Source organism: Aeromonas sp. HMWF014, from assembly GCF_963878295.1.
In the GTDB taxonomy this organism is placed as follows: domain Bacteria; phylum Pseudomonadota; class Gammaproteobacteria; order Enterobacterales; family Aeromonadaceae; genus Aeromonas; species Aeromonas popoffii.
In genome coordinates this window covers 4,978-18,541 of record NZ_CAWNYS010000330.1, presented here as the reverse complement: position 1 = coordinate 18,541, position 13,564 = coordinate 4,978, and the positions used below count along the sequence as shown (strand labels likewise).

Sequence of the window (13,564 nt, the reverse complement as noted above, 5' to 3'; positions counted from 1 at the left end):
GTACTACATCAAGCGCGCCGAACAGTATCACCCCATCATCCCGATTGGTGCTGGCAACGAGGTGACCCTCATTTTCCAGGACGGCTTTCAGCTCGAAACCATCGAGGAGGCCCGACTGAAAAAAGCGGACAAGCGCGCCAAGCCGAGCACCGAAGACAAACTGGCCGACCCTTCCGTGACCGCCTCCATCAAGGAGATGAAGGTCGGTGACCTGGTTCACCCCCCTATGGATTAACAAGGAAAACCATCATGAACAATCACACCTGGTTCGCTCTGGTCGCCGCCCTGCTACTCGCTGGCTGCGCCGGCACCGCAAGCGAATTTGAGTGCAATGCCACCACCAGTGACCGCTGCATGACCATGGAGCAGGCCAACGATATGGCCCGCAATAAAACCGAGGGGGCGCGGGGAAAGCCGGGTGCCGGCGCGTTGCCAGCGCTGGTTGAGCTGCCGGCACCATCTGTCACGCCACTCTCGATACCCACTGCAGTGAAACCACAGTCCTCCCTTACGCCCGCGCCGGTATCAGGGTTCGTGGCTCCGGCCTCGTCATCTGCCGCCAAGATGGGTCAACACGCCACCTTCACGCCGGCAAAGCCGGGGGTGGCCCCTTCGCAAACCGAGGTGCTTTGCACAGCACCGCGCTGCAACACCCTGGGCGAGGCAACTCCGCTGCGTTTGACCGACACCATCGCCACGCTCTGGATTGCCCCCTGGATTGACGATGCCGACGTGTTTCACCAACCGGGGCGCGTGTCATTCGTCCTGACCCCCGGCACTTGGCAACTGCCCCAACAGCTCAACTAAGGACTACACGATGGAACCGATGAACACCAGACAGAAGGGGATGCCCGCCAACTGCGCCATCACCTTGCACATCAACACCGCACACCTCGACGCATCTGCGCGTCGTTAATCGCTGGGGGAACGACATGGATCTCATTACCGCCACCGTTGACCGCCTGCGGTCAGCTCTCAAAAAACAGGACGGAGCTCACGCCGCCAACAAGGCGTTGAGCGACCTGCATTACCCACAAGTGTCGAGCCTCCTGCCCTACCGCTACTACGATGCTGATTCCGGTCTCTATGTGAATAAGGGCTCCATCGGCTTTATGCTCGAGGCACAGCCCCTCATCGGGGCCAATGAGCATATTGTCCAGGTACTCGATGACCTGGTGAAATCCAAGTTGCCCCGCCAAGTACCCATCTCCTTTCATCTGGTCTCCACCAAGGTGATCGGCCAGCAGATTGATGATGGCATCAGCGATTTCAGCTGGCAGGGCAAGCGCGCCGACCACTTTAACCGCATCACCCGCGCCTTCTACCACTGCGCGGCCAGAGGCCAGTTCAATAGCCCGACCAACCTCCCCCTGACCCTGCGCGATTTTCGGCTCTATATCTCCTATTGCGTCAAATCCAAGGCCCTCGACAAGAGCGCCATCACCGAATTGAGCCACCTGCTAAAGGTCGTGCGCGCCTCCCTCGACTCGGCCAAGATCGCCACCACGCAGATAGATCAGACCGCCTTCGTGAACATCATCAGTCAAATGGCCAACCATCGTCCCGAGCAGCTCTACGCCGCCAACAAGACGGCCAATCCGTATGATGAGCTCAACTTTCAGGTCATCGATCGCACCACCGATCTGCAAGTCTATCCCGATCACCTGCTGTTGACCCTAAGTGCCCCCAACGGTGGTAAGTCACGCGCCCGGATAATGAATTTCATGCTCGAGGAGAATCCCGATCTGTTCATGCTCTGGCAAGGCGGTGACAACATCTCCAACCTGTTAAGCCCGGATCTCAGTGTCGCAAGCCCCTTTGTACTGACCATGACCCTCGAGGCGGAAGATCAGGTTCAGGCCCAAAACGAGGCGACCCGTAAGTTTTTTGACCGTGATAAAAAGGCAAACTCTCCCTACGGCAAAATCTTTCCAGGAGTAGGCAAAGAGGCCAGTGAGTGGGGAAAGCTGCGCGAGCGCCTCAATACCAATGCCAGCTGCCTAGTGCGCTATTACTACAACATCACCACCTTCTGCCCTGACGATGATGATGCTGCGCTGTTGTGCGAGCAGCAGGTGCTCAATACGTTCAAGAAGAACGGGATGCCGTTATATAGCCCGGTCTTTATGCAGATGCGCAACTACCTGGCCATGTTCCCATTCTGTGCAGGCGAAGGGCTTTGGGAAGACCTTAAGTTGTCCGGGGCTACCCGCCGTGCCGAAAGTACCCAAGCGGTCAACCTGCTGCCGGTGGTCGCGGACAACCGCCTTAGCCCCAAGGGGCTGCTGGCCCCCTCCTACCGCAACCAGCTCGGGTTCCTCGATATTTTCGATACCTCCCTTGGCAACACCAATTACAACATGGCGGTCAGCGGCACCAGTGGCGCGGGAAAGACCGGTCTGGTGCAGCCGATTTTGCGCAGTGTGGCCGACTCCGGTGGCCTTGTGTGGGTGTTTGATATGGGCGATGGCTACAAGAGCTTTTGCGAAAACATGGGCGGTGTCTACCTCGATGGCCGCTCGCTCCAGTTCAACCCGTTTGCCAACATCACCAACATCCATGCATCAGGGGAGCGGATACGTGACCAGCTAGCCGTCCTTGCCAGCCCCAACGGCAATCTGGATGAGGTACATGAGGATCTGTTGCTGCGGGCGGTTTTAGCCGCTTGGGGCCAGAAGCAGAAGCAAGCCCGGATTGATGATGTGGTTGCCTTTTTGAAAAAAGAGCGCGACGACCCACGCTATGACAAATCTGCGTCCATCACCTCTCGCATCGACGAGATCATTGAGTTGCTCGGTAAATACTGCACCACCGGCATTTACGGCGCGTATTTCAACTCCGACACCCCCTCCCTCACCGACGATGCGCGGATGGTGGTGCTCGAGCTCGGTGGACTGCAGGATAAACCAGCCCTGCTCGCGGCGGTGATGTTCTCGCTCATCATTTACATCGAGGACAAAATGTACCGCACCGACCGCTCGCTGAAAAAGGTGTGCGCCATCGATGAGGGCTGGAAGCTCCTCAACTTCAAGAACGATAAGGTTGGCGCCTTTATCGAAACCGGCTACCGCACCGTGCGCCGCCATACCGGTTCGTTCATCACCATCTCGCAAAACATCAAAGACTTTGATGCAGATGACGCCTCCAGTGCCGCCAAAGCAGCCTGGGGTAACAGCGCCTTCAAGGTGGTCTTGAAACAAGACACCATGGAGTTCAAGCAGTACAACCAGAACCGCCCCAACCAGTTCAGCGAGCTTGACCGTCAAGTTATCTCGAAATTTGGCGATGCCAAACGCCAATGGTTCTCGTCGTTCATGCTGCGCATCAATGACAGCTCGTCCTTTCATCGTCTGTTTGTCGACCCCCTCTCACGCGCCATGTTCAGCTCAAACGGCCGGGACTTCGAGTTTCTGCAGCAGCGCCGCGCCGAGGGTGCAGATATCCATGATGCCGTCTATGAGCTGGCATTAACTAACTTCCCAGAGGAAATGGAGGCGCTGGAAACATGGCAACCGTAACCACCGGGGCCGCCAAGCGCCCCCTTCCCTGGCTCACGACCACCCTCACTACCTTGATGCTGCTTAACTTGGCGTTGAGTGGCTGGCAGCTTTGGCAACGTCCGCCCGCCATTGTGGCCTTTGATATGAAAGCCACCCTGGATCAGTTTATGGAGCAGTCAGCCAGCCAGCAGCTATCTGAGACACAAAGCCAGGTGTTGGTAGAACGCTTTACCCAGGCGCTCGATGACAGTCTGTCTGCGTGGCAGCAACAGCATGATGCCCTGATCCTGGTCTCCCCCTCTGTGGTGCGAGGCGCGCCCGATATCACCCGGCTGATCCAACACGATATCGCCACCAGAATGCGGGGTGCCCCATGACCCGCGCCGGCTTGCTGACGCTGCTACTCATCGGCGGGAGTGCTCACACAGCCGACCTCGGCACATGGGGTGATCTCTATCCAATCACCGAGCCGGACATGCTGACCACCATCCATGACCGTCTCAATACCATGCAAGAGAGCGGAGAGCTTGCAGAGCAACAGGAGGCATTCAAGGAGCGGGTGATCAAGAACAGCCTGCGCCCCGCTCCCGTCACCGGGCTCAAGCTCGCAAGCGAAGACAGCACCCACTTTGTGGATCCCACGTTCGTGGTCGGTCAGGACATTGCCGATCACCAGGGACGAGTGTTTGCCCGTAAGGGGGATAAGGTGAACCCCCTGGCCGCCGTGCCCTTTGTCCAGACCCTCTACTTTATTGACGCCGATGATCCCCGCCAGGTGGCCTGGATGCGCCGGCAGCAACCCGCGACCCCGCTCTACAAGGTGGTCCTGGTCAATGGCGATATCCGCAAAGCAACCCAGCAGCTCGATACCCGCATCTATTTCGACCAGGAGGGGGTACTTAGCCGCAAGTTCGCCTTGATCGCTGTGCCTGCCACAGTGCGCGCCGCCCCCAACGGCAAGCGCCTGCAGGTCGATACCTACGCCCTGGAGCAAACACCATGATCACTCGCATGACGCTGACCCTGCTGCTATGTGTTGCCTTGCACAGCGCCCCCGCTCGCGCCTCGGCAGTCGAGTGCGAGGGCCGCTTTGTCAATCCCATCACCGACATCTGCTGGGAGTGTTTGTTTCCGATCTCCATTGGCAGCATTGCGGTCTCTACGGGGTCGGCACCGGATACCAGCAACCCCTCGATGCCTATCCAGATCTGCCCGATGGGGATTTTTTACCGGGTGGGGCTCGCCATCGGTTACTGGGAGCCAATGGCGCTCACCGATGTAACCCGCGCCCCCTATTGCCTGGTGAACATGGGCGGTATCAGCCTCGGCGTTGGCAAGGTCGGCACCGGCACTGCCGGCCAAAGTGACAAGGATGTCGCGGGCGCGTTCTACCATGTCCACTGGTACAAATACCCCCTCACCTACTGGCTCAATATCATCACCAGTATGGGCTGTCTGCAGGGCGGTGACATGGATATCGGCTACCTGTCCGAGCTGGATCCGACCTGGAATGACTCCTCTATCGCACTCATTTTGAGTCCCGAGGCAATGCTGTTTAACAACGTGATTGCCCAGGGGGCCTGCGCGGCCGATGCCATGGCCAGTGCCTTTGGCAAGCCCATCGATGCGCTCTTTTGGTGTGCCGGCGCGCACGGCTCCATGTACCCCTTCACTGGCTACGTCAGCAACGAGTTCAGCCCCATGCAGTCCTCCATCCTGCTCTCCGAGCGGATGGCCGCCAAGCTGCACCGTCAGGGGATGGTGATGAACTCCATCGGCAAAGACAGGGCCGTCTGTTTTGAGTACCCCTCCGCCATCGTTCCCAAGGAGCGCTGGCGTTATCAGATGGTCAACAAACACCCCGATGTGGCGGCGTGCCACCCATTTGGCCGCACCACCACCCGCTGGGGTACCGGCCACAACATGCCCAATGACCGAAAGAACTTCGGCTATCTGCTGTGGCGCAAACGCAACTGTGTTTTTTTGTGAGGAACCGCCGATGAAACCCTATTTGCTTTGCGCCCTGCTGGCCATGCCGGGATACGCCCGCGACATGAGCGCCACCGATACCCAGCGCTTTATTGACGAGCTGATTGCCAACCCGCCCGCCCCCGAGCAGGTAGAGGGGGCCGCGGCGCTTGCACAAGAGGCCCGGCAGCGTCAACAGCCCGAGCACAACCAGTGGGCCGACCAGCTTGCGCGCAAACAGGCGCAGCAGGCCAAACCCACACCGCAAGCCCTGTACTTTGTCTCCTTCTCCATCCCCGAGGAGGGGCTCAAACGCCTCATCCTGGATGCCGATGGGTTTGGCATCCCCGCCACCCTGCGCGGCATGGTGAAGGGTGACATGCGCGAGACCGCCAATGCCGTCCTGCGCCTAGTTAGCGAAAACAAACGCGGCGGCGTTCAGATTGACCCCAAATCGTTTAGCACCTACGGCATCAACGCCGTACCTGCCCTGGTGGTCACCTGCGATGGCCACTATGACCGCATTGCCGGCAACCTCGCACTGCGAGAAGCCCTGACCAAAGTGGCAGAGTCTGGCGACTGCGCCGACAACGCCAAGGCCATCCTGGCCGCCCATCCCTAAGTGCAAGGAGCAACCCCCATGACAACTCAACCCGCCCACCTCTGTTTTAACCAGGCTATCCGCGAGGAGTACCGAAAATCTGAAAATGCGTTCGACCAGGTGACAAACATAGCCCTCGGCGTTTTTCGTTTCGCGGCCACGCTGTGGGCTCATTCACTGGCACTCACCGCCCTGCTTATCCTGTTTTTGATCGCTATCGCTCCCACGACCCTGACCCCGCTCTGGGCCAGTGCCCTGTCAAGCTCAGTGCAGGCAGGACAAGCAGCCCCCCCCTACCTGGCTGGTGAATGGGATGCTGATGTGACTGGCCCCATGCTGGAGTTACAACAGGCCGTGGTTGACCAAGCATCCAAACCATCCTCCTCGCTGATCGCAGAGGCAGAAATGCTCGACCATGAGGGCAATCCGCTACCTTTGTCTGGGCAACCCGTGCACAGCGCCAAAGAAGACGCCTGGCAGCAGGCATATGCCCGCAGCATGCAAGATCTTAAGCAAGCCATTCATCTGCTGAGGAACTTGCTGATAAGTGCAACCCTCATCTCCTGTGCCGTCGGCGTTTTCTGCAACACCGGTCGTTTCTCCTGGGTATATCGCGACCGCGCCTGGGCCAGAGTCCACGCAGCGGAGAAACAACGTGAACTCCTGGATCTCTGCCGACTAGCGGCCACCCAGGCGTTGGCACAGCATCGCGAAAGCACGTTAGTCAAGGGACAGGAGGTAGCATGACTCAATGTCGTCTGCTCTTGACGCTGTGGCTGGCCAGCTTGTTGTTGGCCAGCCCAGCCTCGGCCAATCAGCAATACAACCAGGGCAGCGAGTTTGCCAAGGGCATCAAAGGCCAGGAGCAGTCGGCCATCGGTGGCTTTAGCCCTGCAAGTGCGCTGCCCAGCTACACCAGCGCACCGCCTGAGTCAGGCTATTACGGGGGCGTCACCAACGCCTCCACCGATCTCACCTCGCAAGGTAATACGGCCTTGCACCAATCAGAGATCGGCAAGACCATCACCGAGTCCATCCTCAACACGCCAGCTGGCAACAAACCCAGCATGGATGCCCCTTTCATCTCGGTGGGTACAGATGCTCAAAACAAAGCAGAAAGCGTGACTGACGGTAGCTTTGACGGCTGCATCGAGCAAAAAGTGACCCATACCGAGTACACCAACCATGTTTGCTCTCGAGATACCCGAGTAGATCAATATTGCTCAAGAACAGCCTCTATAACCGGACAATGGAAAGAGAGGTGGGTTGAAACCAATGCTTTTATCTCTACTCAAGTCCCGAAGTCAGGCTTTAAAAAGAGCACCTATTGTGCAAGTGGTTGCGGTGGGAATCATACCGAGACCACTGGCTACATCATAAATTTTGAATCAACTCCACCATTCAACGAAAATATTACAAGTGCAACAATAAGCATGAGCGGGACTCCCTCTCAGCTATCTTGGAAAATACATTACAACAGTAAAAACCAAATTACCGTATTGACCCCTAGCAATGGGACCCCAGTTGATCTTTGGGGCGCAACCACAGTAAACACCAACGACAAAATAAATGGAGCAACTAGCGGAACCAATAGGAGAATTCTCGACAGTTACGATCTCCTTTCTACTGGAAAAGCAACATTAACACTAACTTACCATTATAAGAAAATGGTTAGTGAACGTTACTTTGAACCATACATTACATGGTCTGAGACTTGCCCATTTCATAAAGCAGAAGGCGCTCTCACGAATACTCAATGTGTGGACGGAGCATCTAATAAAACTATTTATGTTGAAGGCAATCCTTACACAATGTACAGCGATTGCTGGGCCTATAAAGACACCTATTTAACACAAAGCCAAAGTGAAGGATCTTGCCGTGAACATATGAATAACCCAGCATGCACGATAGCCAATCGTCAGTGTGCCTATACCCTTGATGGCTTTTGCCTGCATGAAAACCTGACCTACTCCTGCGAACACAAAACCACCGGTGCAGGGGTCATGTGCGGCGGTACTTTTTTCTGTAAGGACGGCAGCTGCGCCCAGTCTGCAGCTGGCAAAAACAACGCATTTCAAAAAGCAGTCTCACAACTGGCAGCAGTCGCCGCCGCAGGCAAAGACGTTGCGGCGCTCAATGGCGCGGACGTGCGTGCATTCACTGGTAAGGCTCAGTTCTGCAAGAAATTCGCTGCTGGCTTTAGCAACTGCTGCAAAGACTCTGGCTGGGGCCAGGATGTGGGACTCGCCAGTTGCAGCAGCGAGGAAAAGGCACTCGGGGCAGCGCGCCAGCGCAAGCTCACCATCGATATAGGAGAGTTCTGCAGCAAGAAAGTGATCGGCGTCTGCGTGGAAAAAAAGCGCAGCTACTGCGTCTTTGACTCCAAACTGGCACAAATTGTCCAGCAACAAGGGCGGCAGTGGCAACTCGGCGTCGGTTTTGGGGGCGCATCCTCACCTGATTGTCGCGGGATCACCATCGAGCAGCTCCAGGCGATCCAATTCGACAACCTCGATTTCAGCAACTTTTACGAAGACCTGCAAAACGGCTCTGCTGTACCCGAGGATAATGCGTTGCTGCAGCGCGCCCAGCAGCAGATCAAAGAGCAGGTGAACAACCACGCAGGAGGCGCACAATGATCCTCAAGACCGGCGAAACGACACACCTTTCAGGCTGGGCTCCGAGGGGTGGCATCGTTTCGCCACACCGAGCGAGCCAGCAGGCAAGCGTAGCGCGCCAGTGGGCGGTACGGTTCGGGACCGTGCTGCTGCTTGCCAGCCCCCTCCAGGCGCTCTCGGCGGTGCTCGAGTATGCCGAGCCACAAGGATGGCAGTGGTACAACGAACCCTTGGACGATGAGGAGGAAACCCCGCAGGCTAGCCCGCAAACGCCCGCCCCACGTTCGGCCACCGAGTTGAAAAAACAGCTGCAACGGGCAACCGAAGAGGCCAAGGACAGAGCTATTTTATTTAGCTCGCCCGATAACTTTGCCAAATACATGCGTTGGCAAAATTTTTGGACAGACCGCGCTGGGGCATTTACCCAAAGCGCCAAGCAATCCATGCTCAAATATCCAGAACTAGATTACAACCTGCGTTATAGCTACTATAACGGCACTGTTGAAAAACAGATGGAAATAGACCGTAACAAAGAAAAATCCGCTATTGAAAAAATAGCTAACAGCCATGGCATTTTCTTTTTCTATCGCGGTAGTATACCCATTGACAATTTAATGGGTGGCGTCATCAATCACTTTACAAAAGATAACAATCTCAGCATTATTCCTATTTCTGTTGATGGCACCATCAACCCGGAACTGCCCAATTCAAAGTTAGACAGCGGCCAAAGTAAAACCATGGGCGTGAAATTCTTTCCGGCACTGTTTTTGGTTAATCCCAAAAACGAAACATATCAGCCGTTGGCATACGGATTTATTACCTCTGACGCCCTGTCAAAACAGTTTTTGAATATCGCAACCGACTTTAAAGGTGAGTATTGATGGACACATTGTTTGCCCGTGACGGAATGTCCGCCCCCCCTCCGCCGCTTGCCAAGCGCGCTATGCTAGCCGCCCTGCTGCTTGGCAGCATGGCCGCCCACGCATCAACCTGGAATGAGATTGCAGCGCTCGATGCAGCCAAGCAGGTGCCGGCAACGGTTGCACCGCAGAGTGCTCCCTCTCACACCCCTTTTATCCTCAGTGATGGCCGCCGTGTTCGCGCCGAGGACTGGAAAGTGGTGTTGTTCATGCAATCGACCTGCAGCTATTGCCATCAGTTTGACCCCCTCCTCAAGGCGATCAGCGAGCAAACCGGCCTTGGCGTGTTCCCCTATACCCTGGATGGACGCGGCGATGCCGCCTTCCCCTCGGCACTGACCGCTGGCCCCGATGTCATGGTGGAGTTTTTCAGTAGCGGGCTCCCCATCGCCACCCCGACCACCTTTTTGGTCAATGTCCACACCATGACGACCTACCCCCTCTTTCAGGGGGCCGTCGACCAGGCGGGATTCATGTCCCGCCTCGATGAGGTGTTTCAGATAGCGCTGAACCAGGGAGTCCCCCATGGCCAACAGTAAACGGCAAGTACTTGCCATTGCCCCCTTGCTGCTCGCAAGCGCGCTGGCTCATGCCGATGTCAACAGCGACCTCAACCACTTCTTTGGAAAACTAGGGTTTGAGAGCAACACCACTATGCCTCATGCCTGGCAGGGGCAGGCTGCCGGTTATGCCAGCGGCGGATCTTTCTATATGCGCACCGCGGTCAAACAGGTGCAGCTGGTCTCAATTCAAGTCCCGAGCCTCAATGCCGGTTGTGGTGGAATCGATGCCTACCTGGGAGCCTTTTCGCATATCAATGGCGACCAGCTACAGCGGTTCGTCAAACAGATCATGGGTAATGCGGCAGGGTATTTTTTCGATCTAGCTCTGCAGACCACCGTGCCGGAGATGAAGCAGGCGAAAGACTTCCTGCAAAAACTGGCCTCTGACGTCAATTCCATGAACATGAGCTCCTGCCAAGCAGCCCAGGGCATTGTCGGCGGCCTGTGGCCCAAAACCGCCGTCAGCCAACAGAAAATTTGCCAAGATATCGCCGGGGAGCAAAACCTCTTCAGTGACTGGGCTGCCTCACGTCAAGGCTGCACCCTCGGTGGCCAATATGGCAGCGTCACCGACAAGGCCAGTGCCAAAATGAAAGATCAGGTGCTCAAGAATAAAAATCTTATGTGGGAGTCGCTTGGCAAAAACACCATGTTCAACAGTAACCGCGAACTCAAAGAATTCGCCATGAGCCTGACTGGCACCCTGATCTTCGATGCTACCGGCAACATCAAACCTCTGCTGGCGCTCACCACCAACGAGGACATCATCAAGGCCATGATGAATGGCGGCACCGCCAATATCTACGCCTGCGACACGACTACCCTCTGCCTCTCCCCAACCATCAAGCCGGTCACAATCAGCGAGGCAAACTCCATGAATGGTCAGGTGAAAAAGCTGCTCACCAGCATTCAGAATAAGGCCATCTCAGACGCCCCGCTGACGCAGCAAGAAAAAGGGTTTATCAGTTCCACCTCAGTGCCTGTGCTCAAGTATCTGGTTGACCCGCAGTCGCTGGGGGTAGCCAACACCCTGCTCTATCAGTTGGCCGACTACATCGGCTACGACATCCTGATGCAATACCTGCAGGAACTCATCCAGCAGGCCCGGATCATGCTCGGCAGCAGCAACTACCCGGAGCCTGCCATTGAACAACTGCACAACAGTCTCAACCAAGCCAGCCAAAATATTGCAGTACTGCAATCTCGGGTGCAGATCAACCAGAGCGCCCTGATGGTTGTTGACCGCCAGATGAGCTACATGCGCCAGCAACTCTCCAGTCGCCTACTAGAACGTTATCAATCCAACTACAAATTCGGGGGTGCCGGATCCTAATGGACGCAATCTATGTCACTACGGGGGGAGCCCTGTTTCGAGACTCCCTTAACGCTGTCGCGGCGTTCACCATGTCCAGTAACTGGGCGGCCCTGCTCTACATGGCGACGGTGCTCTCCATTTGTGTGGCCGCTGTCGCCTACATTCGCACACATGACCTCACCACTATGCTCAAATGGGTGGTGGCATTTGCAATGGTCAGCGGCGTCTTACTCGGGGTTAAACGTCCGGTACAGGTCATTGACATCTCAGACCCTGCCGGTATTTACCAAGTGGACAATGTGCCCGTCGGACTGGTGTTGCCGGCCAGCCTTATCAGCACAGTTGGCCACGGCGTGGTCGTCGCCTATGAGACCGTGTTCCACCGCCCGGATGCCCTCACCTATAGCAAAACCGGTATGCTTTTTGGGGCAAGCCTGGTGGGAGGCAGTACCGATTTTGCCTCGACCGACCCCACTATCGCTGGACTCTTCTCGGACTATGTACAGAACTGCGTGGTCGGCGACATGATGCTCAACCATAAATACAGCTTGGAAGATTTAATGAGAAGCACTGACCCCTATGGGTTGATCTTCTCAAGACCTAGCCCCCTGCGTGGTGTCTATGACCAAACCGGTACCTTCCAGACCTGTCAGTGGGCAGCACAGCGCCTGCAAACCGCCATGAACGTCGACACCAATCCGGGTGGCAATACCTGGACCTATTACGTGCGCAAACTCTTTGGTGGCAGACCCAGCTCCACCGCCTTGTTTGGCACCATGATGGGGGACAGCTACAGCTACTTCTATGGTGGCGGACAAAGTGCCAGTGAGATCATGAAGCGTAACGTCACCCTCAACGCCCTGCGCAAGGGTATTGTGAGTTACAGCGCCCGTAACGGTGACACGGCCAGCCTGATCAATCTGTCCGCTGAATCGAGCTTTGCAAAACTACGCATGTCACAGGCGACGGGAGCCAGCATCGCCACAAGAACACTGCCAACCATGCAAACCATTCTGTTTGGAATACAGATTGGCCTTTTTCCCATCATTATGCTGCTGGCCATCACCAGTTTGCTCACCGTCGATGTCCTCAAGAACTACGTGTTCACCATCGCGTATCTACAGACTTGGCCTATTTTGTTCGCCATTTTGAACAACGCCATGAACTTCTACCTCAAGGAAACCACTCAGGGTTTCAATATCACGCTATCAAGCCTGTCACAGGTGCAACAGCAATTCTCTGACATTGGCACCACCGCAGGTTGGCTGGCCCTGTCTATTCCCTTCCTGGCCTATGGCATTGTGAAGGGCATGGGGAGCGCGGTATCCCAGGCAGGTAGCTATCTTGGCAATGCCCTGCAAAGCGCTTCCACCCAGAGCGCGAGCCAAGCCGTTGACGGTACTTGGGCATTTAACAACATGCAGACCGACAATGTGACGGGCGGGAAATGGGATACCAACTCCAGCTACGCAAATGGTCAGATGACCTCGCAGACCAGCAACGGGGCGATGGTGACCCAAACAGCCGGGGGTGGCAGCGTCTATAACTCAGCGCCCGCCATGTCCAAACTGCCGGTCGATATCAACTTTGGTAAAGCCATGAGCAGCACTGCGCAGCGGCTCGCCAGAGAAAGTGAGACCCAGGCCGAAAGCTCACTGGCCGGTTATAACCAGGCGCGTAACAGCGCTTACCAGCAGATCACGCAGTTCTCAACCCAATCCGGCAACAGCAGCACACTGACCTCCGGGGCAGACAGCAGCCAGGCAACCACGCAAAGCCAGGGGGCAAACATGATGCTCTCTGCGGCGAAATCGTATGCCCAGCGCAACAACATCACCGAACAGCAAGCATTTAATGAGCTCATGGACAAATCAACCCGTGGCGAAGCTCATGCTGGCATGAAAGGCTATGGTCGAATTGACTCTGATAAGGCCGTAGTAGGTAAAGTTGCCAGCCTAGCCTTTGGTGTTTCTGGTGGTGCTGAAGTATATGCCGGAGCTAGCTTTTCTGGCAGTTCAGGCTCAACTGACAGCACTAGCCAAGGTGGCACCAAAGGAACCGATCACTCTGCTGATCGAT

The 13,564-nt window shown here is 56.2% G+C and carries 12 protein-coding genes and 1 pseudogene; all 13 read left to right on the top strand.

The window, feature by feature from the left end; translation table 11 throughout:
- Positions 1-235 (top strand): annotated as a pseudogene (locus AAC083_RS14025) (F-type conjugal transfer pilus assembly protein TraB); the annotation flags it as partial.
- 14 nt (positions 236-249) lie between these two features.
- Positions 250-807, top strand: a complete 558-nt coding sequence (gene traV / locus AAC083_RS14020) for a type IV conjugative transfer system lipoprotein TraV (protein ID WP_108536924.1) — start codon at positions 250-252, stop codon at positions 805-807.
- A gap of 125 nt (positions 808-932) precedes the next feature.
- Positions 933-3,518: a type IV secretion system protein TraC gene (gene traC, locus AAC083_RS14015; protein WP_108536923.1), complete on the top strand. Its 2,586-nt coding sequence runs from the start codon at positions 933-935 to the stop codon at positions 3,516-3,518.
- A complete protein-coding gene (trbI, locus tag AAC083_RS14010) occupies positions 3,506-3,877 on the top strand; it encodes a type-F conjugative transfer system protein TrbI (protein ID WP_108536922.1) in 372 nt (123 codons plus the stop codon). Before traC ends, trbI begins: the two co-directional genes overlap by 13 nt.
- Positions 3,874-4,503, top strand: coding sequence for a type-F conjugative transfer system protein TraW (traW, locus tag AAC083_RS14005; protein WP_108536921.1), 630 nt, complete (start codon positions 3,874-3,876; stop codon positions 4,501-4,503). The genes trbI and traW overlap by 4 nt, the downstream gene beginning before the upstream one ends.
- Positions 4,500-5,489, top strand: coding sequence for a conjugal transfer pilus assembly protein TraU (gene traU / locus AAC083_RS14000; protein WP_108536920.1), 990 nt, complete (start codon positions 4,500-4,502; stop codon positions 5,487-5,489). Before traW ends, traU begins: the two co-directional genes overlap by 4 nt.
- Positions 5,490-5,499: 10 nt before the next feature.
- Positions 5,500-6,090, top strand: coding sequence for a type-F conjugative transfer system pilin assembly protein TrbC (gene trbC, locus AAC083_RS13995; RefSeq protein ID WP_108536919.1), 591 nt, complete (start codon positions 5,500-5,502; stop codon positions 6,088-6,090).
- A gap of 18 nt (positions 6,091-6,108) precedes the next feature.
- Positions 6,109-6,816: a hypothetical protein gene (locus AAC083_RS13990; RefSeq protein WP_108536918.1), complete on the top strand. Its 708-nt coding sequence runs from the start codon at positions 6,109-6,111 to the stop codon at positions 6,814-6,816.
- A complete protein-coding gene (traN, locus tag AAC083_RS13985; RefSeq protein WP_108536917.1) occupies positions 6,813-8,708 on the top strand; it encodes a type-F conjugative transfer system mating-pair stabilization protein TraN in 1,896 nt (631 codons plus the stop codon). Before AAC083_RS13990 ends, traN begins: the two co-directional genes overlap by 4 nt.
- Complete coding sequence (gene traF, locus AAC083_RS13980) at positions 8,705-9,568, top strand: type-F conjugative transfer system pilin assembly protein TraF (RefSeq protein WP_108536916.1); 864 nt, start codon at positions 8,705-8,707, stop codon at positions 9,566-9,568. The genes traN and traF overlap by 4 nt, the downstream gene beginning before the upstream one ends.
- Positions 9,568-10,146, top strand: a complete 579-nt coding sequence (gene trbB / locus AAC083_RS13975) for a type-F conjugative transfer system pilin assembly thiol-disulfide isomerase TrbB (RefSeq protein ID WP_108536915.1) — start codon at positions 9,568-9,570, stop codon at positions 10,144-10,146. The genes traF and trbB overlap by 1 nt, the downstream gene beginning before the upstream one ends.
- Complete coding sequence (traH, locus tag AAC083_RS13970; RefSeq protein WP_108536914.1) at positions 10,133-11,503, top strand: conjugal transfer pilus assembly protein TraH; 1,371 nt, start codon at positions 10,133-10,135, stop codon at positions 11,501-11,503. Before trbB ends, traH begins: the two co-directional genes overlap by 14 nt.
- On the top strand, positions 11,503-13,564 hold a 2,062-nt coding region (traG, locus tag AAC083_RS13965; protein ID WP_219927890.1), incomplete at its 3' end, for a conjugal transfer mating-pair stabilization protein TraG. The genes traH and traG, both read left to right, overlap by 1 nt.